This is a genomic window from Citrobacter freundii complex sp. CFNIH4 (genome assembly GCF_002934505.1).
Classification (GTDB): Bacteria; Pseudomonadota; Gammaproteobacteria; order Enterobacterales; family Enterobacteriaceae; genus Citrobacter; species Citrobacter freundii.
The window spans coordinates 621150-646061 of record NZ_CP026231.1; the positions used below are offsets into that span (position 1 = coordinate 621150).

At 54.2% G+C, this 24912-nt stretch carries 22 protein-coding genes; 4 read left to right on the plus strand and 18 right to left on the minus strand.

Features of this window, described 5'->3' with window-relative positions; translation table 11 throughout:
- Positions 1-90 precede the first annotated feature (90 nt).
- A complete protein-coding gene (ybaL, locus tag C2U41_RS03195) occupies positions 91-1770 on the minus strand; it encodes a YbaL family putative K(+) efflux transporter (protein WP_003835904.1) in 1680 nt (559 codons plus the stop codon).
- A gap of 225 nt (positions 1771-1995) precedes the next feature.
- Positions 1996-3216, minus strand: a complete 1221-nt coding sequence (gene fsr / locus C2U41_RS03200) for a fosmidomycin MFS transporter (protein ID WP_003021788.1) — start codon at positions 3214-3216, stop codon at positions 1996-1998.
- A 174-nt stretch (positions 3217-3390) separates the two neighbouring features.
- On the opposite strand from fsr, the gene ushA reads away from it, so the two are divergent.
- The gene (gene ushA, locus C2U41_RS03205; RefSeq protein WP_016149719.1) at positions 3391-5043 is read left to right on the plus strand and encodes a bifunctional UDP-sugar hydrolase/5'-nucleotidase UshA; all 1653 of its coding nucleotides are present in this window, start codon (positions 3391-3393) and stop codon (positions 5041-5043) included.
- Positions 5044-5150: 107 nt separating this feature from the next.
- On the opposite strand, the gene ybaK is transcribed toward ushA, so the two are convergent.
- From ybaK to C2U41_RS03255, 10 genes are all read right to left on the minus strand, one after another.
- Positions 5151-5630: a Cys-tRNA(Pro)/Cys-tRNA(Cys) deacylase YbaK gene (gene ybaK, locus C2U41_RS03210; RefSeq protein WP_003021794.1), complete on the minus strand. Its 480-nt coding sequence runs from the start codon at positions 5628-5630 to the stop codon at positions 5151-5153.
- Positions 5631-5831: 201 nt separating this feature from the next.
- A complete protein-coding gene (locus C2U41_RS03215; protein WP_103848459.1) occupies positions 5832-6626 on the minus strand; it encodes a TraB/GumN family protein in 795 nt (264 codons plus the stop codon).
- Positions 6627-6726: 100 nt separating this feature from the next.
- Positions 6727-9228: a copper-exporting P-type ATPase CopA gene (gene copA / locus C2U41_RS03220; protein ID WP_103848460.1), complete on the minus strand. Its 2502-nt coding sequence runs from the start codon at positions 9226-9228 to the stop codon at positions 6727-6729.
- Between the two features lie 147 nt (positions 9229-9375).
- On the minus strand, positions 9376-10146 hold the full coding sequence (locus C2U41_RS03225; RefSeq protein WP_003835815.1) for a heme ABC transporter ATP-binding protein: 771 nt from the start codon (positions 10144-10146) through the stop codon (positions 9376-9378).
- Positions 10143-11135 (minus strand): FecCD family ABC transporter permease, encoded by a 993-nt coding sequence (locus C2U41_RS03230; protein WP_003021806.1) that lies wholly within the window; start codon positions 11133-11135, stop codon positions 10143-10145. The genes C2U41_RS03225 and C2U41_RS03230 overlap by 4 nt, the downstream gene beginning before the upstream one ends.
- Positions 11136-11186: 51 nt before the next feature.
- Positions 11187-11810: an anaerobilin reductase gene (gene chuY, locus C2U41_RS03235; RefSeq protein WP_003021809.1), complete on the minus strand. Its 624-nt coding sequence runs from the start codon at positions 11808-11810 to the stop codon at positions 11187-11189.
- Positions 11810-12304, minus strand: a complete 495-nt coding sequence (gene hutX / locus C2U41_RS03240) for a heme utilization cystosolic carrier protein HutX (RefSeq protein WP_003021812.1) — start codon at positions 12302-12304, stop codon at positions 11810-11812. The genes chuY and hutX overlap by 1 nt, the downstream gene beginning before the upstream one ends.
- A 12-nt stretch (positions 12305-12316) precedes the next feature.
- Positions 12317-13654, minus strand: a complete 1338-nt coding sequence (hutW, locus tag C2U41_RS03245; protein ID WP_103848461.1) for a heme anaerobic degradation radical SAM methyltransferase ChuW/HutW — start codon at positions 13652-13654, stop codon at positions 12317-12319.
- Positions 13655-13672: 18 nt separating this feature from the next.
- Complete coding sequence (locus C2U41_RS03250; protein ID WP_103848462.1) at positions 13673-14497, minus strand: heme/hemin ABC transporter substrate-binding protein; 825 nt, start codon at positions 14495-14497, stop codon at positions 13673-13675.
- A gap of 2 nt (positions 14498-14499) precedes the next feature.
- The gene (locus C2U41_RS03255) at positions 14500-16644 is read right to left on the minus strand and encodes a TonB-dependent receptor plug domain-containing protein (RefSeq protein ID WP_103848463.1); all 2145 of its coding nucleotides are present in this window, start codon (positions 16642-16644) and stop codon (positions 14500-14502) included.
- 290 nt (positions 16645-16934) lie between these two features.
- Between C2U41_RS03255 and cueR the strand changes: the two genes are divergently transcribed.
- Entirely contained in the window at positions 16935-17345 is a 411-nt protein-coding gene (gene cueR, locus C2U41_RS03260) for a Cu(I)-responsive transcriptional regulator (protein ID WP_003021822.1), read from the plus strand.
- Here cueR and C2U41_RS03265 read toward each other — a convergent pair.
- Genes C2U41_RS03265 through C2U41_RS03280 form a run of 4 tightly spaced genes read right to left on the minus strand, consistent with a single transcriptional unit; the run spans position 17342 to position 21564 of the window.
- Positions 17342-18058, minus strand: a complete 717-nt coding sequence (locus C2U41_RS03265; RefSeq protein ID WP_103848464.1) for a DUF3142 domain-containing protein — start codon at positions 18056-18058, stop codon at positions 17342-17344. The genes cueR and C2U41_RS03265 overlap by 4 nt on opposite strands.
- Positions 18031-20172 carry a hypothetical protein gene (locus tag C2U41_RS03270; protein ID WP_103848465.1) on the minus strand — a complete coding sequence of 714 codons (2142 nt, stop codon included), beginning with the start codon at positions 20170-20172 and terminating at the stop codon, positions 18031-18033. Before C2U41_RS03270 ends, C2U41_RS03265 begins: the two co-directional genes overlap by 28 nt.
- 19 nt (positions 20173-20191) lie before the next feature.
- On the minus strand, positions 20192-20650 hold the full coding sequence (locus C2U41_RS03275; protein WP_003021832.1) for an NfeD family protein: 459 nt from the start codon (positions 20648-20650) through the stop codon (positions 20192-20194).
- On the minus strand, positions 20647-21564 hold the full coding sequence (locus C2U41_RS03280; protein ID WP_003021835.1) for an SPFH domain-containing protein: 918 nt from the start codon (positions 21562-21564) through the stop codon (positions 20647-20649). Before C2U41_RS03280 ends, C2U41_RS03275 begins: the two co-directional genes overlap by 4 nt.
- A 134-nt stretch (positions 21565-21698) precedes the next feature.
- On the opposite strand from C2U41_RS03280, the gene fetA reads away from it, so the two are divergent.
- Positions 21699-22376, plus strand: coding sequence for an iron efflux ABC transporter ATP-binding subunit FetA (gene fetA / locus C2U41_RS03285; RefSeq protein WP_003021838.1), 678 nt, complete (start codon positions 21699-21701; stop codon positions 22374-22376).
- Positions 22363-23142, plus strand: a complete 780-nt coding sequence (gene fetB / locus C2U41_RS03290) for an iron efflux ABC transporter permease subunit FetB (protein ID WP_003835795.1) — start codon at positions 22363-22365, stop codon at positions 23140-23142. The genes fetA and fetB overlap by 14 nt, the downstream gene beginning before the upstream one ends.
- A gap of 78 nt (positions 23143-23220) precedes the next feature.
- Here fetB and C2U41_RS03295 read toward each other — a convergent pair whose 3' ends face one another.
- Positions 23221-24075, minus strand: a complete 855-nt coding sequence (locus tag C2U41_RS03295) for a co-chaperone YbbN (protein ID WP_003021844.1) — start codon at positions 24073-24075, stop codon at positions 23221-23223.
- Between the two features lie 58 nt (positions 24076-24133).
- Positions 24134-24904, minus strand: coding sequence for an SDR family oxidoreductase (locus tag C2U41_RS03300; protein WP_016149726.1), 771 nt, complete (start codon positions 24902-24904; stop codon positions 24134-24136).
- Positions 24905-24912: the final 8 nt, after the last annotated feature.

A 24912-nucleotide genomic window follows, 5' to 3' on the forward strand; every position in this document is an offset into this window, starting at 1 on the left:
TTCTTGCCCGATGGCGCTACGCTTATCGGGCCTACGCGTAGCAATAGCAGGCCGGATAAGGCGTTTTACGCCGCCATCCGGCACGTAACATTAACTGGCGGTAGCAACTTCACCGGCAGGCGGCGTTTCAATTAGCTCCAGCATGGTACGGGCGATTTCACGCTCGCCCATGACGACCTGATTGGCTCCGCGCTCAGTAATATATTCCACCTCATCATCATAATGTGCGCGGGCGATAATCTCAATCGACGGGCACTTCTCACGAGCGGAAGCGACAATTTCACCCGCTTCATAGCCATTCGGAATGGTTAGCAACAGCCAGCGTGCGCAATCCAGATGCGCCAGATTCATGATCTCTTCGTTAGCGGCATTTCCCAGCACCGCGCGGATCCCACGCTCGCGCAGTTCATCCACCCGGGTACGTGAGGTTTCGATAACCACCAGCGGGATCCCGGCAGCCATCAATTTCTCACCCAGCAGGCTGCCGACGCGACCAAAGCCAACCAGCAGGGCGTGATTGCAGATATCCACCGGAATTTGCTTCTCTTCTTCGATAGCCTCTTCCAGAGTCTGCTCTTCCAGCGTTTCTGTTTTGGCGAGATATTTTTCTAACACCGCGAACAGCACCGGGTTGAGCATTATGGACAGGATTGCCCCTGCCAGCACCAGATTCTGTCCGGCCTGCGGCAGCAGGTTTAACGCCATTCCCAGACCCGCCAGGATAAAGGCAAATTCACCAATTTGCGCCAGACTGGTGGCAATGGTGAGCGCCGTGCGTTGAGAGTGACCAAACATGCGCACCAGGAAATAGGCGGCAAGGGATTTACCAAAGATGATAATCGCCAGCGTGCCCAGTACTGCCAACGGCTGCTGGATCAGGACTAACGGATCGAACAGCATTCCGACGGAAACGAAGAACAGCACGGCGAACGCATCGCGCAGCGGCAGGGTGTCATGCGCCGCACGGTGGCTCAGCTCAGATTCATTCAGCACCATACCGGCGAAGAACGCGCCCAGTGCAAAGGAGACATCGAACAGCTCTACTGCGCCGAAGGCGATACCTAAGGCGAGGGCGAGGACTGAGAGGGTAAACAGTTCGCGTGAACCGGTTGCGGCGCTGCGGGCCATAATCCACGGTACCAGGCGACGACCCACCAGCATCATAATCGCGATAAACGCCACCACCTTACCGATGGTAATGCCCATATCGACAGCCAGAGAAGCGAAGCCGACATCTTCTTTTTCCAACATTCCGGCGACGGCTGGCAGGAGAACCAGCGTCAGTACCATCATCAGATCTTCGACAATCAGCCAGCCAATGGCAATTTGCCCGCGCTGGCTGTCAATGAGCTGTCGTTCTTCAAGCGCACGCAGTAGCACCACGGTGCTGGCGGTTGAAAGACACAGACCAAACACGATCCCCACCATCAGCGACCAGCCTAATACAGCTGAAAGCGCCATACCCAGCAGCGTTGCCACTGCTATCTGGGCAATCGCGCCGGGAATGGCGATTGACTTTACCGCCATCAAATCCTTCAGGGAAAAGTGCAGCCCGACGCCGAACATCAGCAGAATAACGCCAAGCTCGGCCAGTTCAGGCGCGAGCTTAGTATCAGCAACAAAACCAGGTGTAAATGGACCGGCCAGAACGCCCGCTAACAGATATCCCACCAGAGGAGAAATACGTAGTTTATTGGCAATCATGCCTAATATAAAAGCGAGTACAAGGCCGCCGACAATGGTGGTGATAAGCGGGGTGGCGTGATGCATTCCGTCTCCTTTGGTTGCTGTGATGATCCTAAAAACCCAAACTGCGAGTAATAGTTTATGACAATTTTAATGTTTATGTTTATGAATAATTATTGAATTTTGAAGAAAACAGGATTTTAAAGGAAAAAAAGCACGGATCGGAAAACTACGAGGGGATGTTTGAGGCAAACGCTGATGGTCACTGTAAGTGATGACGACCAAAGTTTACCTTTGGCCGTCAGAAAATCAGGCTTTATGTCGGTTATCAGGTAAGAATATGGTCAGTATCCCCAGAAGTGGCAGGAAAGCACATATTTTGTAGACCAAATCGATACTGGTATGGTCGGCAATCAGCCCTAACACCGCGGCTCCCAAGCCACCCATGCCGAAGGCAAAACCGAAAAATAACCCAGAAACCATGCCGATACGCCCAGGAAGCAACTCCTGTGCGTAAACCAGAATGGCAGAAAACGCCGATGCGAGGATAAAACCAATGATCACGGTTAAAATCCCGGTCCATTCCAGCGTTGCGTAGGGTAAAACGAGGGTAAATGGCGCAACGCCGAGGATAGACCCCCAAATAACATATTTTCTGCCAATTTTATCGCCTAATGGTCCGCCAATCACCGTCCCGGCCGCGACGGCAAACAGGAAGGCAAACAGGTGAAACTGGGCGTTTTGTACCGATAATCCGAATTTTTGCATCAGATAAAAGGTGTAATAGCTGCTGATGCTCGCCATATAGAAGTATTTGGAGAAAATCAGTACCAGCAGGATGCTTACAGCCAGCACCACTTTATTACGCGGCAACGGATTAACGATAGCGACCTTCGGCTTTCCTTTACTCATCCGATGCTGCGCGGCATACCAACGGCTGATTTGCGCCAGGACGACAATCGCTAATAGCGCGGCCAGCACAAACCAGGCCACATTACCCTTACCATATGGCGCGATGATGACAGCCGCCAGCAACGGTCCCAGTGAGCTGCCGAAGTTGCCGCCAACCTGGAAAATCGATTGGGCAAGGCCGTGGCGACCGCCGGAGGCCATACGCGCCACACGGGACGATTCCGGGTGAAATACCGAAGAGCCGGTGCCAACCAGCGCCGCGGCGAGCAGCACCATATGGAAGCTGCCGGCCATGGCCAGCAAAACAAGCCCGCTCAGCGTGAAGCACATTCCTATGGGCAGCGACCACGGCATCGGGTATTTGTCCGTCCAGTAACCCACCACCGGTTGCAGCAGCGAAGAAGCTAACTGGAAGGTTAGGGTGATCATCCCGATCTGCATAAACGTCAGCGAGAACTCTGACTGCAATAGCGGATAAATCGCCAGGATCAGCGACTGAATCATATCGTTTAGCAAATGGGAGAGGCTGATCGCTCCTAAAATGCCAAATGAGGTGCGTGCTTTAGCAACCGACGCTGACGCGCCAGCCACAGGCTGGGTTGGTTCACTTATTGCCATAGAAAGTCACTTCTGTTTGGGTTGCGATTATGAGGGTAATCTAATTTGTTATTATTACCTGACTAACATACCTGCGGAAGGTGTTTGAAGGAAGTCTCATTTATGAAAACATTTTCGACTATTATTTCATATCATTGTAATTTCAGTCGTTGATTTTGGCTCAGGGAGAGAAATATGAAGTTTTTAAAACGGGGCGTGGCGCTGGCGTTATTAGCCGCATTTACGCTGGCAGGTCAGCCAGCGCAAGCGTACGAAAAAGATAAAACCTACAAAATTACCATTCTGCATACCAACGATCATCACGGTCACTTCTGGCGTAGCGAATATGGGGAATACGGACTGGCGGCGCAAAAAACGCTGGTGGACGGTATTCGTAAAGAGGTGGCTGAGGAAGGGGGCAGCGTACTGCTGCTTTCTGGTGGTGATATTAATACCGGCGTACCGGAGTCCGATCTGCAGGATGCGGAACCTGATTTTCGCGGGATGAACCTGATTGGCTATGACGCGATGGCGGTCGGAAACCACGAGTTTGATAATCCGCTTAGCGTATTGCGCCAGCAGGAAAAATGGTCCAAATTTCCGTTTCTCTCGGCCAACATTTATCAGAAAAGCTCCGGCGAGCGTTTATTTAAACCGTGGGCCATCTTTAAGCGCCAGGATTTAAAAATTGCCGTACTTGGTTTAACCACTGACGATACGGCGAAAATTGGCAACCCCGAGTTCTTTACCGATATCGAATTCCGTAAACCTGCTGATGAAGCCAAACTGGTTATTCAGGAACTGAATATGGGTGAAAAGCCAGACATCATTATCGCGACCACCCATATGGGACATTATGACAACGGCAACCACGGCTCAAACGCCCCTGGCGATGTCGAAATGGCGCGCAGCCTTCCAGCAGGTTCGCTGGCGATGATTGTCGGTGGCCACTCGCAGGATCCGGTGTGTATGGCTGCGGAAAATAAGAAGCAGGTTGATTACGTACCGGGTACGCCGTGTGCGCCAGATAAGCAAAATGGGATCTGGATTGTACAGGCACACGAGTGGGGGAAATACGTGGGCCGGGCGGACTTTGAGTTCCGTAACGGCGAAATGAAAATGGTTAACTACCAGCTCATACCCGTTAATCTGAAGAAAAAAGTGACCTGGGACAACGGTAAAAGTGAGCGCGTACTCTACACCCCGGAGATTGTTGAAAATCAGCAAATGCTTTCGCTGCTGACGCCGTTCCAGAATAAAGGTAAAGCGCAGCTCGACGTGAAAATCGGTAGCGTCAATGCGCGCCTCGAAGGCGACCGTAGCAAAGTCCGTTTCGTGCAAACCAATATGGGCCACTTGCTGCTGGCTGCGCAAATGGCGCGAACCAGCGCTGATTTTGGCGTGATGAGCGGCGGCGGTATCCGTGACTCCATCGAAGGCGGCGATATCACCTATAAGAGCGTGCTGAAGGTACAGCCGTTTGGCAACATCGTGGTGTACGCCGATATGAGCGGGAAAGAAGTGATTGATTATCTGACCGCGGTGGCGCAAATGAAGCCGGACTCCGGAGCCTACCCGCAGTTTGCCAACGTCAGCTTTGTAGCGAAAGACGGCAAACTTAACGATTTGAAAATCAAAGGCGAACCTGTTGACCCAGCCAAAACCTATCGTATGGCAACGCTGAGCTTCAACGCCACCGGCGGTGATGGCTATCCGCGCATTGATAACAAACCAGGCTATGTGAATACCGGGTTTATTGATGCGGAAGTGCTGAAAGAGTACGTACAGAAGAACTCACCGCTGGATGCCAGTGCGTATGAGCCGAAGGGTGAGGTGAGCTGGCAGTAACAGGGAGGAGTGCCGGATGGCGGTGCTGGCACCTTATCCGGCCTACAGATCAGTGCGATTTGTAGGCCTTAAAGCTGCGCGCCATCAGGCATTCATTCTATAACCGCTTAATCCCGGCGGGCGATATCGGCGAATTTTGCATCCAGAATTTTCGCCAGATCGCTCGCTGCCAGTTCGATATCCAGCCCGCGTTTGCCGCCGGAAACATAAATGGTGTCAAACGTTTGAGCAGGCGCGTCGATAAGCGTCGGCAATCTTTTTTTCTGCCCCAGCGGGCTAATACCGCCTACCAGATAGCCGGTAGTGCGTTGCGCGACCATGGGATCGGCCATATCGACCTTTTTGGCACCCAATGCTTTGGCAACCTTTTTGAGATCCAGTTGACCTGCTACCGGTGTGACGGCGACCGCCAGATGCTTCATGTCGCCATTCACGGCAACCAGCAGCGTTTTGTAAACCTGGTCCGCGTTCAGACCTAACTTTCGCACCACTTCATCACCAAAGTTCGTCTCGGACGGATCGTGATCGTAGGTGTGGATCTGGAAAGAAATTTTGTTTTTTTCGAGTAATTTAACGGCGGGTGTCATAGCAATTTTCCTGGCCCAGACAAAATACGACTCAAGCATACGCCTGATGTCTGTCTAAAAAATAGTACCATCTTGCGCAATAGTATTGGCAGGATGATGACTTTGAGCGACAATCGAACTACACCGACGCTTTAAGCGCCGGGATTATAATAATGATGAAATTCCTCTTTGACGGGCCAATAGAGATATTGGCCATTTTTTTTACCGTAACATCTCCGGCAAATTTCCTTCTCCGTATAAATGCAGCGCGCCAACGGCCACGACGTAGTGACCAGCAGGCATCGCTCTGAGCCGATCGCGCCAGGCTGTGTTGCGTTGATGCATCAATACGTCATACAACGACTGGCTAAAGGTATTGGGAAGCGTCAGTTCGCTATTGTGCGGTGGCGTTTCAAGCCACCAGCCCATCATCTGCTGGAGCAGTCTGGCATTGGTATGCCAATGCGTCAGAGTATCGTCCAACAGGGCCAGTCCGTTATCAGGCAACTGACATAACAGCTCGATTTGACTGGATGCGCCTTCCAGTTCGATTATCGGTTTATGCGCCTGTTTAGCCGCATTCAACAGTTGATAATCAATCCCGTATTCCGCTCGCAGCCCTAGCTGCTGTGCCTGCGTTGCCTGTAATACCATGGCAATTTGCCACAACGGCTGAGTAGATAACAGGGATGGGGAAATGCCCAGTTCGTTGGTGACTTTACGCAGGTTTTCTAACTGCTCCGGGCTGATGCGCTCTTCGAGTGCGGCAAAGATCGGAAGGTTGGCAAACGGCGCGTCGTCACCGGAAACATCCGCTTCGACAATCAGCGCATCGGCATGCTTGAGCTTTTTGAGTAATTTGGCAGGCAGAGGCGCCATATCGCGGCTGCCCATGTGAATGCTGCCAATCAGATGAAAATGGCGGTTGCCGGGCAAAGAGATGTCGATGGCAGGCCAGGTATAGTGGTTGCCGCGCAGTGCAGACCATAATGCTTTTACCCGGTATAACAAATCCATACGACCTCCCTAAGTGGAGAACCATGCTAGCGCGTGGCCGGAAAAGTCGCAATGTGTGAATTGCCGGATGGCGCAGTTGATAGCGCCATCCGGTAAAGGGTTACTCTTTAGGTTTGAAGCGCAGCAGTCGGTTCGCGTTGCTTACCACGGTGATGGAAGAAAGCGCCATCGCCGCCCCGGCGACTACCGGGTTGAGCAGCGTGCCGGTGAACGGCCACAGAATCCCAGCGGCAACCGGGATGCCGATGCTGTTGTAGATAAACGCGCCGAGCAGGTTCTGCTTCATATTGCGTAGCGTTGCCCGGGAGATAGACAGCGCATCCGCAACGCCCATCAGGCTATGACGCATCAGCGTAATCGCGGCTGTTTCAATCGCCACATCGCTGCCGCCACACATGGCGATCCCTACATCGGCCTGAGCCAGCGCAGGTGCATCGTTGATACCGTCACCGACCATGGCGACCTGACGCCCCTGGCTCTGCAGACGCTTGATCGCCTCGGCCTTACCGTCCGGCAGAACGCCCGCAATCACCTCGTCAATACCCGCCTCTTTGGCGATGGCGTTGGCGGTCGTTGGGTTGTCGCCGGTCAGCATCACCAGACGATACCCGGCGCGGTGCAGGCGCTGGAGCGCTGCCACGCTGTCGCTACGCAGTGGATCACGAACAGCTAACAGCGCCGCCGCTTTACCATCAATCGCCAACAGGACCGGAGTTGAACCCTGGGAAGCCTGAGCGGTGATTTCAGCTTCCATTTCAGTGGTATCAACCTGCTGTTCATTGAGCAGAGCCTGATTTCCCAGCAGCAACGTATGACCTTCGGTCTCTCCGCTGACGCCTAACCCGCGCAGCGTACGGAAACCGTTGACCTGCGGCAGCGAGACATCGCCTGCTTTGTCCAGAATCGCCCTGGCCAGCGGGTGGCTGGAACCCTGTTCAAGGGCGGCAGCCAGACGAATTGCCCGCGCTTCATCGGTGTTGCCAAACGTTTTGATGGCGACAACCTGCGGTTTGCCTTCAGTCAGCGTCCCGGTCTTATCAAAGACGAGAGTATCGAGCGTGCTGGCGCGCTGCAGCGCATCGGCATCGCGTACCAGTACCCCAAACTCAGCGGCACGCCCCACGCCGGAAATAATCGACATAGGCGTTGCCAGACCCAGCGCACAAGGGCAGGCGATAATCAGAACGGTGGTGGCAATGACCAGCGTATAGACAATCTGCGGTGCTGGTCCAAAGAAATACCAGATAGCCGCACTGACCAGCGCAATGGCGACCACGACCGGAACGAACACCGAGGAGATACGGTCGGCCAGTTTGCCAATTTCCGGTTTGCTGCTTTGCGCTTGACGCACCATACGAATAATGCGTGACAGCGTGGTGTGGCTGCCAACGGCGCTGGCGCGGAACAGCACGCTGCCGTCCTGTACGACCGTACCGGCGTGGACGCTATCGCCTTCACCTTTTTGCTGCGGAATCGGCTCACCGGTCAGCATCGCTTCATCTAGCCAGGCTTCGCCCTGCGTAATTTCTCCATCGACTGGCACGCGGTCGCCGGTGGTCAGGCGCAACAACATTCCCGCCTGAACGTCTGCCAGCGGCACGTTCTTTTCACCTTCGTCAGTAACGACGCGTGCGGTCGGTGGCGTCAAATCAAGCAGTTTTTCCAGCGCTTTGGACGAGCGCTGGCGAGCCCGCGCTTCTAGCATGTGTCCGAGGTTAATCAGACCAATAATCATGGCGCTGGCTTCATAATAGAGGTGTCGCGCTTCCATCGGGAACCATTGCGGCCAGAGGTTGACGCTCATGGAATAGAGCCATGCCACCCCTGTACCCAGCGCGACCAACGTATCCATAGTCGCGGTGCCGTTCATCAGGCTTTTCCACGCATTGCGGTAAAAGTGACCGCCCGCGAAAACCATCACCGCAAGCGTTGCCAGACCAATCGTCAGCCACAGGCTGCGGTTGTCATCGCTCACCATCATGTTGTCGCCAATCATTCCCCATACCATGACAGGGATACCCAGCAGCAGCGCGACGGCCGCCTGCCAGCGAAAACGTTTCATGGTTGCCACGGCGGTTTCTTGCTGACGCTCGCGGCGCTTAGCATCATCTTCAATGGCTTCTGCGCCGTAACCTGCTTTTTCTACCGCCTGCACTAAATCTGCGGCGGAGGCACTGCCCATTACCAGCGCAGTGCGTTCCGCCAGGTTTACCCGTGCCTGGGTGACACCCGGTACGCTTTGCAATGCATTTTGTACACGGGTCACACAACTGGCGCAGCTCATGCCGTTTAACAGCAACTGTTGGCTGTCATCATCAGCCGTAGCTGCCGGAAGCTCGGAAGGGACCGCTGCCAGTGCTTCCGACGGGATTGATGACTCCGTCAGCGGTTTAGCCTTTGGGTGGCTTAACTCCGCGCCGTAACCGGCTTGTTTGATGGTTTCAATCAGCGCTTCTGCGCTGGCGCTCCCGGTAACATGCGCCTCTGTCACGGAGACATCCGCTTGCTCAACATCCGGACGTTGTTCCAGACTTTCTTTAACGCGTTTTACGCAGTGACCACAGGACAAACCGTCCAGGGTTAGATCGATTGTTTGAGACATAACCAACTCCTTCATTGCAGGTTTAACTGACTGTGATAAAGGTTAAACCTTCCAGCAAGGGGAAGGTCAAGGGTGTTTTTAGAAAAGATGAAAAAAGGGGCGAAGGGGGAAAAAACGGGAACGTCACCTCAGAGCGTTCCCGGTCTGTTATTGATTGAGAACGATAAGCGGCGTTCGATGCTCCGGTTCATTTATGACCGTGAGATCGGCACCATACAGCGCGTTCAGCGCCCGTTGCTTCAGGACATCCTGCGGATACCCGTTATCAACAATCCTGCCGCGTTCCATCAATACCACGCGGTCGGCATAACGCGCTGCGAGGTTGAGATCGTGCAGGACGCAGCAGACGCTAAACTGCCGTTCACGCACCAGGCGACGCAGCAGACGAAAAAGGTGCTGCTGGTGGTGAATATCCAGGGCGGAGGTAGGTTCATCAAGAAATAACCATTTGGGCCGAGGCTCGGGCTCCCAAAGCTGAACCAGCAGACGTGCCAGCTGTACCCGCTGTTGTTCTCCTCCCGACAGATGCCGATAATCACGCGCCGCCAGCGCCTGGCAATCACACAACGTCATGATGTGCTCCGTTTCATCGCCGGTATTGCGCGTGCGATACGGATGCCTGCCCATGCGAATGACTTCCTGAACGCTAAACGGGAAGGCCATATGACTATTCTGGCGCATCACCGCACGGGTTTTTGCCAGCTCGGTGATTGACCACTCGTTCAGCGGCTTGCCGAATAAGCTACAGCGCCCACTGTGAGGTTGCAGATAACCCGTGAGCTGGCGTAGCAGCGTCGATTTCCCGGCGCCATTCGGGCCAAGGATCGCGATGATCTCTCCTTCAGGTAGCGTCAGGGAAACATCGTCGGTCAATCGTCTGCCCTGAATGTGGTAAACCAGATTTTCAGCAACGATCATGACACCCTCCGGCTACGCAGTATTAACCACAGAAAATACGGTCCTCCGATCAGGCTGGTTAACAGACCAACGGGCATTTCGGCAGGCTGCACCAGAGTGCGGGCCAGCGTATCGGCAATCAGGAGTAGACAGGCGCCCGCCAGCGTAGAGCAGGGAATCAACCAGCGATGATCGGCGCCGGTAGTCATTCTGATCAGATGTGGAATCACCAGGCCAATAAAGCCAATTACGCCGCTGACCGAAACGGCAGCACCAACCAGTAGCGAGCTGAGCAACAGTAACTGCTGGCGCTTACGTTTGACGTTCACGCCGAGGTAATGCGCCTCTTCATCACCCAATTGCAGCAAATTAAGCGTGCCCGCCATACAGACGGTGACAGCAATGGCTGGAAGAACAAAGGTACTGGCAACCAGCAGCGTTGGCCACTGGGCCTGGCCGAGATTGCCCATCATCCACAGCGTAAGTTGACGTAGCTGTTGCTCATCGCCCACATAGCTCAGTACGCCAATAGCCGAACCGCACAAAGCATTGATAGCGATACCGGCTAACAGCAGTTGCATCATTCCGCCGTGGCTATGACGCTGGCTTATCAGGAAAATAATCGTGCAGACCACCATGCTGCCTGCGACGGCAAAAATCATCTGCTCATACAGCACCAGCACCACGGGAAACGAAAAGGGGATAACTATCGCGATACCGACCATCAGCGCGGAGCCGCTACTGACACCAAGCAGGCCAGGATCGGCCATCGGATTGCGAAAAAGCCCCTGCATGATAACCCCTGCCGTTGCCAGCGCTGCGCCTACCAGAACGGCCAGCAACACACGGGGCAAACGGATGTTCAACCAGATGTCACGGTATTCGTCGTTGAACAGCGCGCTGAAGCTAATGTTCAGCGCCCCCTGGCTGGCTCCGAAGAGCATCAGAGCGACCAACAACAGAGAAAGACCCGTCAGAATGCTGACGGAAGAAAGCGAGTCCTTAAGCACGCAACGCTCCATAACGTCTTTGCGGCGCGAATTTCCCGCGCCGCGAGGGGTTTACGCGGGTTTCAGTCCTGGCTCAACCAAACTGTAAATCTGGTTATTGAGTGACGGGGCTGTAGCCAGTTCGTGAATGTGCCTTGCAACATCTGCACGCATCACAAAACCATGGCACTCCTCGGCCTGTATCCGTTGCGCCTGACCTGTGGCTGCACCGTTCAGCAAACCGCCGGGGCGGAGAATGGCGTAGTCCAGTTGACTGGTTTGTAGCCAGCTTTCAGCCAACGATTTTTCCCGTACAGCCTGACCAAATGCGGCCCTGGCGCGTGGGGACAAAAAGGGCCAACTGTCGCCACAGCCAAGCGAAGTCACCAGAATCATGCGTTTGATCTCCGCTTTTTCTGCTTCATCAATGACGGTTCTGTGCGCCAGATAATCCTGGGCACCGCCCATGGAGGAGATCACCGTGGCATGTTGACCCGCTGCGCGACAGGCACAGGCGGTGACCTGGCTGTCGCAGGCGTCGCCAATGAAGACCTGCACACCTTTTTCCTGCAACCCGGCAGCGACCTGCGCGTTGCGAACGACGGCAATCACCGGACGTTGTTCCGCCAGTGCGAGTGCCAGTGTTTTCGCGCCGACGCCGCTACCACCTGCACCAAAAATGAGCCATGGAGCCATCAGGCATGTTCCTTTAAGGATGAAGACAGCGCGTGAAAGGCGCTGACCTGGTCGGCCAGTAGCTGACGATGCTCATCCCGACCGAGGAAAATTTTGAACATAGCGCTACCCGCCTGGTTAAAGAAGAGAATGGACGCGGTGTCCATGCCCATAAATTTGCGTTCAATCAGGGCGATGTGCGTGCAGTTTTCTGCCTTGATATGACCGGTCATGCCTTTTTTTCCGCGCAGATTGAAGTAACCGTGGCGGTGGAATCCTGAAGGTAATTCACCCGTGAATTCCAGTATGACATCAGCAGTATGGACCAGGGTGGTGACTTTGCCCCATTCGCTGACGGTTTCCCAGACGGTATCAAATTGATCGCCGGAAACCAGCGTCGGGGAGGGGAGGTTTTTCACCACCTCCAGCAGCGTGGTGTTGTACTGGGCTGCGATAGCTTCCAGCGTACCGTCCGGCTCAGTTTTCAAAAAATCCTGTAAAGAGACATGGCTCATACTTCACTCCTTTTATGGTTGCTCTACCGCAATACGCGGCGCGTTAAGTGTTTGAATCAGCTCATCAAGAGACTGCAAAATATTGCTCGCCCAAAAACGCCCTTCATTGGTCAGGCGCAAACAGGTGCTGGCATCTCGTGTCAGTCCTGCATGATGCCATTGGGCCAATAGCGGGGTCAGTTTTTGTGCATGAGGCGTGAGTTCATCCAGCGGGACGCGGGCCGTTTCAATGCCGGCCTGGAGGGTGTGTCGCCACTGGAAACCACGCTCGGCGGTGCGCATCATCATCATGAGCGGTTTTTTTCCGGCGGCGATGGATTCATGCCATGTGGTCAGATTGCGCTCGACCATCCAGGAATAGCCATTGACTGACCCTCCTGCGCCAGAGCCGAATGCCAGACAGTCTGCGCCCTGTTTAATCAGCAGGTTGTACAGATTGCGTTCCCGTGTGGTGCGCGCCCAGTGGCTGTTGCTGATGCAGCGCCAGCCCGCGCTGTCCATAAAATCGCAGCCCTGAAGATAGAGGTCGCGACGTTCGGCAGGAGAGGGAACCGTTGTGCGCCCGGTTTCAACCGCTTTGCCAAGCGGTGTATTAGGGAGCAGGTTCAGCGCATAAAGATCTACGCCGTCGAGGCCGATGTCGCGGGCAATCGCCAGATCCTCGCTCCACACCTTTGCGTCCTGTCCTGGCAGACCAAACAGCAGATCGCAGACCACGGCGGCTCGATCCCGTTTTACCAACCCCTGCATAAAGGCTATCGCGGTCGGGCCGTCCGAAGTGCGCGCCATTTTCTTGCGGATCCGGCTGTTAAATGACTGAATGCCGATCGAAAATCGATTGGCACCAGCGTCAAGGCAGGCATCTATTCGCGCATCGTCAAAATTGAGTACCCGCCCCTCAATGGTGATTTCGCAGTCCGGCGCCAGCGGTAGCTTGTCACGTAGTGCGGTGATGATTCTGGCCAGATCCCGTGCCGATAGCGCAGACGGTGTACCGCCGCCAAAATAGACGGCGTGAATTGGGGCCGACTGATGCAATGCGCTATCGGCTTCCATCTCTATTTCGCGTAATAGCGCGTTGGTGTAGCGGGCGCAGTGATCCTCTTCAAAGCGGTTTTGATAAAAACCGCAGAAAGTACAATGTGTTGCACAGAAAGGGATATGCAAGTACACCAACCGTTTCCGCGGTGGGGTTGGCTGGCTGATGACCTCCTGCCAGGTTTGTGACAATAGCTCTTTGGCAACCGGGATCGCCCCACGCCAGGGCATCGTGGCGCGGCGATCCTTAAATGGCTGACTTCCCTCGAGCGCAAAATGCGCGGTGAGATCCAGCGAGTGTTCAGTTTTCATTGTTCTTTATAAATCCAGTTAGTGAGGCCAGAATTGCTGGTGCAGGGCTTCAACCGCATCGGCGACGCGCGGCCCCATACCCAGAATCAGCGCCTGGTCAATCGCCACAATGCGCTGGTTTTTCCAGGCCGCAGTGTGGGTAATCCCGGCAATCGCGCTCAGACGAGCCAGACCGCCATCCACCATTTGCGACGTCACCACGATCACCTCTGGGTTGGCGGCGATCAGCGATTCCGCGCTGTAGCTTTTATACTGCGCATGGGTGGCGACATTTTGTGCGCCTGCGAGGGTCATAATGGCATCGGCAACGCTGCCTTTTCCGGCGACCTGTGGCGCGCTGCCGCCAGCGGAGAGAGTGAACATGGCTTTGACCGGCGCGTTTTTCGCTGCCACGTTGTGCTGAACGCGATCCAGACGTTGACGTATGCGATCGATCAACGTCTCACCTTGTTCGGGAATGCGCAGGGTTTGAGCCAGTTCCCGAATGTTGGCGTACATCTGTTCGACGGTGGCCGGTACGCGCGGCAACGTCACGACGTTAACTTTTTGCGCCCGCAACTGATCCAACACGATTTGAGGGCCAGCATCCTGCCAGGTGATAAAGCTGTCCGGATGCAGCGATAAAATGCCCTCGCTGCTTAACTGCTTCCAGTAGCCGATATGCGGGAGTGCGGCAGTTTCGGGTGGATACGAGGTGGTTTCATCAACGCCGACCACCCGGTTGCCGATGCCCATGGCGTATATCAGTTCGCTAAGAGAGCCGCCCGCCACCACCAGGCGGTCGGCGGACTGGGCACTGAAAACGCAGGCGAGGCTCAGTAAGCCAATCAAGAGTTTTTTCATCGTCAGAAATTCCACGCAAAGCCAACGGCGGCATTGAAACCAGCGTCTGGAATAGATTCATGCGCGGTTCTGTAACGCTTGTCGGTCAGGTTGTTGAGCGCGAGGTTGACCCGATACTGATCCTGCGGACCGAACTCGGTGTTGAATGCAAGGTTAAGCGTGGCCCAGCCTGGGTAGTTGATTTCCTTGGTGCCGGTATTATCTTTGGCGCTGGACGCCGCGCGGATAAAGACATCGGACGTCAGGTTAGCGGCGTTCATCAACCAGGTATGTTTCAGGCCGACGCGCCCGGTCAGAGTGGGTTCGCCGGTATCCCAAGTTTTAAGGGTATTGCCTTCGTACTGACGGCGAATGAGATTACCGCTCAGGTAAGGTGAAACTGCCCAGCCGTTGTATTCTGCGGTGAGTTCCATGCCCCAGGTTTTGGCCCGATCGATGTTGTCGTAGTAGTAATAGCCGCCCCGTGAAGAGGTGGTATTACCGCTGCATACGGGTTGACCTGAACAGGCCAGGCTGGCGATATAGTCTTTGGCTTCGGAGTAATAAATGGCGCCGTCAATCAGCCACATATTCCCTTTATACCGTGCACCCAGCTCATAGTTATTCGAGTGTTCCGCCTTCAGGTTTGGGTTGCCGTAGGTTACGCTGCCGCCTGCGGACGTCTGCATAAACAGCTGAGTCAACGTGGGGAAGACATAGCCTTGGGCATATGCAGCCCGAAGTTCAAGATCTTTAAAACCGGAATAGCGTAGGCTGGTTGAGGTCACCAGTTCATCATCGTGAACGGAATTTCCTCCGGTGGATTGCCAGGTGCTGCCGCTGCTTTGCAGGGTTTGCGTATCGTTGCGCTTGAGCTTCGAAGACAGCCAGTACTGGCGTGCGCCTACGGTCCACGTCCAGTCATCGGCAAAGCGCCAGTCGTTTTGCGCGAACAATGAGGTGTTGCTTTGCTCCGCTTCGTTGTATGACAGGGTACGTGTTTGCGTATCGAAGAAGCCGGTAGCTGCGGTCTGGCGCGTACTGCCGTCCGTGTCCTGTTTTATTTTGTCATGCTGATATTGAGTGCCAATCACCAGCTCGTTGTTAGCAGGCAGGGAGAAGTTGCTCTGTAGCGTTACCCCTTGGGTATACTGTTTGTCGTTGGTATTGGTCTGATTGCTGACCGTCAGCGCTTTAATCATCGGGCTGGGGATAACCTGGGTCGTTTTGACCCGGTTTTCAAATTTGCGCTCTATTGTCTGGCTGTATGCGTCAACATGGATGTTCTTCAGGTAATCCCCATCGGCCGCGTAGTCGTAGAAAAGACCGATTTTCTCGCGTTCCAGCTTAGGTATTTTGACGCTAAAGTCGTCGAACTGGCCCTCTGGATCGTCAAACCAGGTTTGAGTAGACAGTTTGTAGCGATCGAGGGAGAGCCCAATTTTGTGGCGATCGAAGTTGTAACCCAGCCATACGCCCTGGCCGTTATTACGGAAGTTGGTGTTGGGCAATCTTCCGTCAGGCGTATCGCGGTCCCCCTGGTCGGAATAGCTGCCATTGATGCGGTAGTCAAAGTTTCCGATGCTCCCCCAGGCCGCTGCCGACTCTTCCCATCCTGCCGTTGCGGAGTTATAAACAGCCTTAACGCTGCCGCCGAGAGGCTTATCACCGCCTTTTTTGGTAATAAAGTTTACGACACCGCCAATCGCCTGCGAACCGTAGAGGACAGAATAGGGGCCTTTGACCACTTCAATCCGTTCCAGCGCGGATTCGTCAATCAGCAAACCGGCTCCGTAGTTTTGTCCGGCACGTTGGTAACTGACGACCTGGCCGTCGATCAAAATCAGCACCCGCGAAGACGCTTCGCCACGGATACGAATTTGTTTCCGCCCTGCGAGGGCGTTATCGGTGACTTCGACGCCGGGAATATCTTGTAAATCATCAGCAATAGAAACGCTGGTGGAGTTTTGCAGCGTCTGGCGATCGATAACCTGGATGGTTGCTGGGCTATCCCAAAGGCTACTTTCTGTGCGGTTAGCCGTGACGATAACCGTGTCTTCGTCAGACGTAGAAGCGTGTGTTGGAGAGGTAGCTGCAAAAGCGGCGCCGGACATGCATAATGTCAGGGCTGAAAGAATAAATGGCCTTTGGTTATTCCGTGGCAACATAAGAGAACCTTTATTGAATGTAAATTATCATCATTATCATTCGCGTTTATATATAAAATTGTTTCCCTTTGTTCAAGATGAAAGATGTAGAACCAATATATCTTTTGATTTGAGTCAATTTCGTGCAGTCATTAAATGCATAAATGTGATCTGAATCGGATATAACAATGTGAATTAAAAGGATTTGTGCATCGCGGTAATGGTGGGAAATGTGCAGGGTTCTCGGGTAAATCATTAGGACAATCTGGGCTATAATGGGGCTCAGTACCAACAAGATCCGCGGGGGAAATGTGAATATTAGCGATGTTGCGAAAAGAACCGGTTTGACCAGCAAAGCGATACGCTTTTATGAAGAAAAAGGCTTAGTGACGCCGCCGCTGCGTAGCGAAAATGGCTATCGCACATACAACCAACAGCATCTGAATGAACTTACGCTGCTGCGCCAGGCACGCCAGGTGGGTTTTAATCTCGAAGAGTGCGGCGAACTGGTGAATCTGTTTAACGATCCGGCGCGTCATAGCGCAGATGTGAAAAAGCGTACCTTAGAAAAGGTCGCGGACATTGAGCGGCATATCAGCGAGCTGCAGGCCATGCGCTTGCATTTGCTGGCACTAGCGGAGAGTTGCCCTGGCGATGACAGCGCCGAATGCCCGATCATTGATAACCTCTCCGGCTGCTGCCACCATAAAGCGAAGGCTTAACGGCGAGGGGGATTAAGCATAAATACCACCGTCCCGCGGTACCACGGGGATTTCTCAAGCTGCGCTTCAGCCTGCGGGTCCCGGCTACCGTTTTGCACCAGCCCCAGCTTAAACGGAATGCGCAGACGACTGAGTGCGGGCAGATACGCCTGATAATTTGTTACCGTATGACGGCCCTGATAGCTCTGGACCACCAGTTCATCGACCGCCAGCGCATTCAGCGTGGCGACGTCGCCCGTTTTTGCCCAATCCAGCAGTCCAGTCACGCCAAGTGCAAACTCGGCCGGTAACTGTTGGCGTAATTGCTGCAGAAAGCGGGCGTAATCGGCAAGCTGATGGGTCGCCGCGTCAAAATCAACCTGCAGGCCGACTACATGATTCCCGGCGGCCTGCCAGCGTTGCATCAATCTTATGATGCGAGCCGGGATCGCCTCCGGTACGTCGAGCGTGGTGAAGCGCACGGTCAGCCAGATAGAGGGAAAAGACAGGCGGCTGACCGGCAGCCCGAGACGCTGGAAAACCACGTTACCCGAACGAACCAGCACCTCACCCTGATGCAGATAGACCGTTTGTGCGTCTTTCAGCTCATCACTGGCCTTCACGCCGGACCACAGCCAGAAGGCCGGATGCTCACGGGCGGCGACGATATCCGCCGCCTGCGGCTGGCCTGTCAGCAGCGCGGTTATCAGTAGTATTTGAGTTTTTGCGCCCACGGACTTCCCGGATACTGCGTTTTCAGTTGGGTGAACCAGCCTTTACGCTGCAGTTTATCCACTTCCTCACCGCCGCACTCGTTAGAGCCTGACGGCGCATAGCACATGATGGCGCGATACAGCGCGAAGCTCTTGTCTTCAACCTCTGCTTTCGGCGAAGTGATCACCTGCTGATAGTAGCGTTGCCTGTCGAACTGACCGAACGGCTCCTTGCGCGATATTGCTGATTCAAGAACGTCGTTGCCAGCACTGTTTTTCCACAAATCGACGTGGGTTTGCGTGGTGCGGAAGAATTCGCCTAAGCAGTTCAGCGCGTGGGCATCATCCGCTTTTTTGCTCAATACCGTTACCGTTTCATTGAGGCTGCGACAGGTGTAACCGCGCTCGGCAGCGTCGCCGTTCCAGTCGAAAATACTCAGATTAACGTCATCAAACGCGTTGCCAATAACCGGCGGAGTAATGGCGCTGGCCAGTTTTCTGTCATTCAACCAGTCGCCAAAGCGGTTTTCGGTAAGATCGCGTACCAGCAGCGTATGCAGGGCGATGGTACGCTCTTCATTGTTAGGTCCATGGATGGCCTGCTGGCGCAGCAGTTCAGGCGAGGCCTGTGTTTTCAGTATCTGCGAGCGAAAACGCAGGTTGGTTACTGCGCTTTCTGGGGCAAATACCGCCGCCACGTCGCCGCTATAAACCAGCGTTGCGGCGAGCTTAGCCTGTACATACTGCTGCTGTTCGTTGTCCTGGCTGAGTTTTAGCAACTGCAGCCAGAAATCACGCGCCGCGCTCCAGTTCTTCTGGCCCATCAGCGCTTCGCCGTACAGCACTTGTTCGCTGAAGGCGAGGGTATCGTGAACGGCAAGTTTCTGCGCTGGCGTAACTGCCTGAATAATCGCCGCGTAGTTCTCCGTCGCCAGCCACAGATTCAGTTGCAGATCGCGCCATAGCGGTAGTTTTTGGCTCTGCTCAAACACCGGTTTGCTGGCATCGAGCTGCGCCTGGGTCAGCGTGGGTTTACTGTTGTTATCCAGACGCAGCGCGCGCAGTAGTTCGATATAGCTGACAAGCGGCGCATCGGGGAATGCTTCCACCACGGACTGTTCGTAGAACGCCATACCGTAGACATTATCGTATTCGATGACAATTTCACGCAGTTGCCGAGCGTCAGCCGACTGCTGGAGCGTCTGCTCATACAACCCGGCCAGCTGCGGCCACGCCTGTAAATACCAGTATATGCGACGCAGCATACCGCGCGCGGAGTCGGCATACAGGCCTTGCGGGAAGCGTTGCAGGTAGGCTTGTGCCTGCGTCTGAGCCTGAGTCGCGTCCTCGCGGTTAATTTTTGCAATATCAAAATTGCCGTACTCGCCTACGCTGTTCTGGCTGCTCTTGTTCAACGCCGCACGCATCAGCATGTATTGCGCGGTCTCTGCCAGCCACGGGCGCTCACTTTTGGCAAGCTGAGTGAAATCCCGTTCGGCGCTGGCATAATCACCGGCATAGAAACTGGCAACTGCGGCCAGATAATTTTTATAGGACTGAGCCGGTGAATCAGCCGGGAGGGTGGCAAGTGAAGACTCAATTTGCTCGCGGGTTGCCCCGGATAGCAGCCCCGTACGCGCCTGGGCTAAGGCCTGGCGCTGTTCCGCTGTTAACGTCGAGTCGGCCAGCAGTGCGGCAAAAAATGCGCTGACGCCCTCGGTGTTATTCGAAACATGACGGTTCTCAAGCTCAGCGTCGTTGACGTTTATTTCGTCTGCGCTAATGTTCAGTTCGGCCATCTGTCGGGAGAGTGGGTTGTCTGCGGCGGATGCCGGAGCAGCGGCTGGCAGTGAGGTTGCCTCATCCCATTGCGGGTGATAGGCAAAATAGAAATCCCGGGAGCGGGTGATATCCGCTGGCATTGATTGCACCGGCAGAGCAAATGATTTTTCCTGGCTCAGCAGCCGCAGCAGGTTGTCGCGGCTGTCGTTTTCAGGGTTAAAGGTTGGCGTGCCTTTCAGCAGGCAGCTGTCGTCGCTCCATTTGCAGTCTTCCATATCGAAAGAGGCGAATGCCTGCGGGGCGGCGGTCAGTAATGTGCAAAGGGCAAAGGCAAGGGGTGTCTTCCTGACCATAGTCTTATTTCCTGTCTTTTTAATGTGATACCGCTTTAATAATCAGGGTTATCCCTTCAACGGCAATGACTTCAACCTGCGTTCCGGCGCTCAAATCGTCGCTGGCGCTAACGGGCCATGAGCTATCGCCGACGCGCATGTGTCCGCGACCATTGACCAGGGCGGTTTCCAGAATAAATCGTCGGCCAACCAGCTGCTGTCCGCGCTGGTTAAGATGGCTGTCGGCGGGTTTCTGCTCCTGAACGCGCCTTGCCAGCCATTTCCACCACAGCCACGCCGCCAGCAGGGTGAGGACGGCGAACATTGCCCCCTGCCACGCCCAGTCTAGCGGAACGAGCCAGACGACCAGACCGGTAATCACCGCTGCCACGCCGCTCCACAGCAGATAGCCGTTGCCGCCCAGCATCTCGGCGGCGAGTAGCAAACCGCCGAGGCTGAGCCAGAAGATGTGCGGGTGCACCAGAATCATCGCTATCATGATTTTTTCCGCTCGCTGGCGCTGTCCTTAACCAGTTCGGCGATCCCGGCAATAGAGCCCATCAGGCTGCTGGCATCCAGCGGCATCATCACCACTTTGCTGTTATTCGACGAGCCGATATGCTGCAGCGCTTCGGTGTATTTCTGTGCCACGAAGTAGTTCACTGCCTGAATATCCCCAGCAGCAATGGCCTCAGACACCATCTGCGTTGCGCGAGCTTCGGCTTCTGCTGAACGTTCACGCGCTTCAGCCTGTAAAAACGCGGACTGGCGTTCACCTTCCGCTTTAAGGATCTTCGACTGTTTCTCACCTTCGGCCTTGACGATTTCTGCCTGACGGATCCCTTCGGCCTCAAGAATGTAGGCGCGCTTGGTACGTTCGGCTTTCATCTGCGCGTTCATCGCGTCGATAAGTTCTGCCGGAGGACGCACGTCGCGGATCTCGATACGGGTGATTTTGATGCCCCAGGGATTCGTGGCTTCATCAACAATATGCAGCAGGCGCGTGTTGATGTTGTCGCGTTGGGAGAGCATTTCATCGAGTTCCATCGAACCGAGAACGGTACGAATGTTGGTCATGGTCAGGTTGATAATCGCCAGTTCCAGGTTGCTGACTTCATAGGCGGCTTTCGGCGCGTCGATCACCTGAATAAAGCACACGGCATCAATTGCGACGTTGGCGTTATCTTTGGAGATGACTTCCTGAGAAGGGATATCAAGCACCTGTTCCATCATGTTGATCTTACGACCAATGCGGTCCATGAACGGCACAACAAGGCTTAAACCCGGTTGCAGGGTTTTGGTGTAACGGCCAAAACGCTCTACCGTCCACTGATATCCCTGCGGGACGATTTTGACGCCAGCGCCGACGATCACCAGCGCGACAAAAATAAGAATAGGAATAAAAATGAGCATTGATGAAACCTCCTGTTGTGCTGTCCTTTACTGCCTCATTAATCAAATTATACCCGATTTATCAAGGTGGGCTCCCTTATAATAAATTACAGGGATAGACTGTCTGCACGAAAGATGTAAAAAAGGAATGGGTAATGGAAGAAAGCAGTATTTTGCTTCAGTTAAAAAATGTCGCATGGCAGGCAGGGGAGACGCAGGTTCTCAATAACATCAGTTTTGATCTCCGCGCCGGAGAATTTAAGCTGATTACCGGCCAGTCCGGCTGTGGGAAAAGTACGTTACTCAAGATTGTGGCGTCATTAATGAGTCCGACTGCCGGTGAAATTCTCTTTGAAGGCAAGGAGATCAATACCCTCAAGCCGGAAACGTATCGCCAGCAGGTCTCCTATTGTGCGCAAACGCCTGCTTTATTTGGTGACACCGTTTACGACAACCTCATTTTCCCCTGGCAAATCCGTAACAAACGTCCGGAGCCGGATGCGTTTCTGAGCGATCTGGCCCATTTTGATCTCCCCGAGACGATCCTCAAAAAAAGCATCAATGAGCTGTCCGGTGGCGAGAAGCAGCGCGTCTCGCTAATTCGTAATTTGCAGTTTCTGCCCAAAATTCTGCTGCTTGATGAAATCACCAGCGCGCTGGATGAGGCTAATAAACGTAATGTGAACGAATTAATTCACCACTATGTTCGCGATAAGAATATTGCGGTGCTGTGGGTGACGCACGACAAAGATGAAATTACGCATGCGGATAATGTCATAACCCTTCAACCGCACGCCGGAGAAATGCAGGAAGCACGCAATGAACGAGCATAATATTACCAATGAGTCCCTGGCATTAGCGATGATGCTGGTGGTGGTGGCGATTCTGATTAGCCACAAAGAAAAACTGGCGCTGGAGAAAGATATTCTCTGGAGCGTTTGCCGGGCAGTGGTTCAGCTGATTATCGTCGGCTATGTGCTGAAATATATTTTTGGCGTTAACCACAGTATTCTGACCTTACTGATGGTGCTGTTTATCTGCTTTAACGCGGCTTATAACGCACAAAAGCGCAGTAAATATATTGATAAAGCTTTCCTCTCGTCGTTTATCGCTATCACGGTGGGGGCGGGGCTAACGCTGGCGGTGCTGGTTTTGTCTGGCTCTATCGAGTTCACGCCGATGCAGGTCATCCCGATCTCCGGCATGATTGCAGGCAATGCGATGGTGGCAGTGGGGCTGTGTTACAACAATCTGGGACAGCGGTTTAACAGCGAACAGCAGCAAATTCAGGAAAAACTTAGCCTCGGCGCGACGCCGAAAGTGGCCTCTGCGCCGCTGATTCGCGACAGTATTCGCGCCTCGCTGATCCCAACGATCGACTCTGCAAAAACGGTAGGGCTGGTAAGTTTACCGGGGATGATGTCCGGGTTGATCTTCGCGGGTATTGATCCAGTAAAAGCGATTAAATATCAGATTATGGTGACGTTTATGCTGCTTTCTACCGCCAGCCTGTCGACCATTATTGCCTGCTACCTGACTTATCGGAAGTTCTATAATTCGCGCCACCAATTAGTCGTAACGCATTTGAAGAAGACGTGATGTGATGCCGGAGGGATCGGTATTGGTAGAATTTGTATGCCCGATAAGCGCAAGCGCCATCGGGCAAAATCAAACGGATTAGTACAACAGTGCGTACAGTTGGCGGCGGTATTTTGAGGCCAGCGCATCGCCGGTTCCGAGTGCGGCAAGGATCTCCTGGAAGGTCTTACGTGCCTGACCGTCGGCAGCAGTGAGATCTTTCTTCAGGTGGCTGAACAGCAGTTCCAGTGATTCCTCGTTACGTCCGACCTGATGTAACTGGATGGCTAGTTGAGTTGCCAGCACCGCATCCTGCGGATTGCTGGCGACTTGCTGCTGCAGTTGTTGGATTTCCGGCGTATCCGCCGCCTGCTTCAGCAGTTCTATCTGCGCCACCAGTCCCTGATAGCGGGTGTCCTGATCCTGCAACGGAATGGTTTTCAGCACCGCTTCGGCATCGTCAGAACGATTGAGGGCGATTTGCGTTTCCGCCAGCAGCAGGCCAATTTCGCTGCTTTGGTTGGAGATCTGCCAGGCTTCTTTCAGCAGCGGCAGTGCATCCGCGTGATTACCGGCTTCGATGAATTCGATAGCCTGACGCGCTTTCAGCTCTTCTTCGCTCGGCAACACTTTTTCCAGCAGTGCGCGGATAACCTCTTCCGGCTGCGGGCCCTGGAATCCGTCCACTGGCTGACCGTTCTGAAACAGATAAACCGTAGGGATGGCGCGCAGGCCAAACTGAGAAGCGATCATCTGCTCGGCGTCGCAGTCGAGCTTGGCGAGAATAAACTGACCGTTGTACTGGGCGGCAAGGCTCTCCAGTACCGGCGTCAATTGCAGGCAGTGCTGGCTGCGCTCAGACCAAAAATAGAACAGGACCGGCGTGGTCATCGACTGTTCAAGGGTCTGCTGCAGGTTCGATTCGTTAATGTTAACAATATTCTGTGTGGACATGGAGTTACTCTCTTTTGTCGATTTCTTGTTACATGGGGGCTGACGCGCGTGCTTCAACTCAACCCTGTAAAATTTTGTCCATTATGCGGCCTGGCAACAGGCGTTTAAGTAGCATCACTGCCCAGGTCACCAGCGTAACCGGATAACGTAGCTTTGGTTTATCGCTCTCAAATGCATGACGTACTTTGGCGACAACCGCTTCTGGTCCCAGCGTAAAACGCGCGGCAATGCCGGGGTTTTCCACGGGAGCATCGCTCTGGGTCTGGTTGACGTTTTCGGTAAAGCGGGTACGGATGGGGCCGGGCTCAATCAGGCTGACCTTAATGCCGCTGTGGCGCAGTTCCATACGCAGCGCGTCGGACCAGGCTTCCAGCGCATATTTGCTGGCGGCATAGGCGCCGCGTCCCGGCGTTGAGATCAATCCCATCACCGATGAAGTCATCACGATACGTCCTTCGCCGTGAGGGAGCATAGCGGGCAACAGGCGCATGGTAAGCTGATGTGCGCCAAAGAAGTTGGCGGAAAATTGCTGTTCCATCTGTTCACGGCTGATGGTGGGCAGGGGACCATAGACACCGTATCCGGCGTTGTTAAAGATCCCATATAAACGATTATCGGTCAGGGCGATCACTTCATCGGCGGCACGATCCACGCTTTCGGGTGAATCCAGATCCAGCAATATGCCAGTGAATCCCATACTGTTCATACGCGCGACATCGTCAGGTTTGCGACAGCCTGCCAGAATTTGAAAACCCTGGCGCTTTAGTTCAAGCGCGCTTTCCAGACCGATTCCGCTGGAACATCCTGTTATTAAGACCGATTTTTGCATAACTTTAC

Excerpts from the sequence above, each read along its gene's own strand:
- ybaL (WP_003835904.1), bottom strand. The coding sequence starts at position 1,770 with ATGCATCACGCCACCCCGCTTATCACCACCATTGTCGGCGGCCTTGTA.
- fsr (WP_003021788.1), bottom strand. The coding sequence starts at position 3,216 with ATGGCAATAAGTGAACCAACCCAGCCTGTGGCTGGCGCGTCAGCGTCG.
- ushA (WP_016149719.1), top strand. The coding sequence starts at position 3,391 with ATGAAGTTTTTAAAACGGGGCGTGGCGCTGGCGTTATTAGCCGCATTT.
- ybaK (WP_003021794.1), bottom strand. The coding sequence starts at position 5,630 with ATGACACCCGCCGTTAAATTACTCGAAAAAAACAAAATTTCTTTCCAG.
- C2U41_RS03215 (WP_103848459.1), bottom strand. The coding sequence starts at position 6,626 with ATGGATTTGTTATACCGGGTAAAAGCATTATGGTCTGCACTGCGCGGC.
- copA (WP_103848460.1), bottom strand. The coding sequence starts at position 9,228 with ATGTCTCAAACAATCGATCTAACCCTGGACGGTTTGTCCTGTGGTCAC.
- C2U41_RS03225 (WP_003835815.1), bottom strand. The coding sequence starts at position 10,146 with ATGATCGTTGCTGAAAATCTGGTTTACCACATTCAGGGCAGACGATTG.
- chuY (WP_003021809.1), bottom strand. The coding sequence starts at position 11,810 with ATGGCTCCATGGCTCATTTTTGGTGCAGGTGGTAGCGGCGTCGGCGCG.
- hutX (WP_003021812.1), bottom strand. The coding sequence starts at position 12,304 with ATGAGCCATGTCTCTTTACAGGATTTTTTGAAAACTGAGCCGGACGGT.
- hutW (WP_103848461.1), bottom strand. The coding sequence starts at position 13,654 with ATGAAAACTGAACACTCGCTGGATCTCACCGCGCATTTTGCGCTCGAG.
- C2U41_RS03250 (WP_103848462.1), bottom strand. The coding sequence starts at position 14,497 with ATGAAAAAACTCTTGATTGGCTTACTGAGCCTCGCCTGCGTTTTCAGT.
- C2U41_RS03255 (WP_103848463.1), bottom strand. The coding sequence starts at position 16,644 with ATGTTGCCACGGAATAACCAAAGGCCATTTATTCTTTCAGCCCTGACA.
- C2U41_RS03270 (WP_103848465.1), bottom strand. The coding sequence starts at position 20,172 with ATGGTCAGGAAGACACCCCTTGCCTTTGCCCTTTGCACATTACTGACC.
- C2U41_RS03275 (WP_003021832.1), bottom strand. The coding sequence starts at position 20,650 with ATGATAGCGATGATTCTGGTGCACCCGCACATCTTCTGGCTCAGCCTC.
- C2U41_RS03280 (WP_003021835.1), bottom strand. The coding sequence starts at position 21,564 with ATGCTCATTTTTATTCCTATTCTTATTTTTGTCGCGCTGGTGATCGTC.
- fetA (WP_003021838.1), top strand. The coding sequence starts at position 21,699 with ATGGAAGAAAGCAGTATTTTGCTTCAGTTAAAAAATGTCGCATGGCAG.
- fetB (WP_003835795.1), top strand. The coding sequence starts at position 22,363 with ATGAACGAGCATAATATTACCAATGAGTCCCTGGCATTAGCGATGATG.
- C2U41_RS03295 (WP_003021844.1), bottom strand. The coding sequence starts at position 24,075 with ATGTCCACACAGAATATTGTTAACATTAACGAATCGAACCTGCAGCAG.
- C2U41_RS03300 (WP_016149726.1), bottom strand. The coding sequence starts at position 24,904 with ATGCAAAAATCGGTCTTAATAACAGGATGTTCCAGCGGAATCGGTCTG.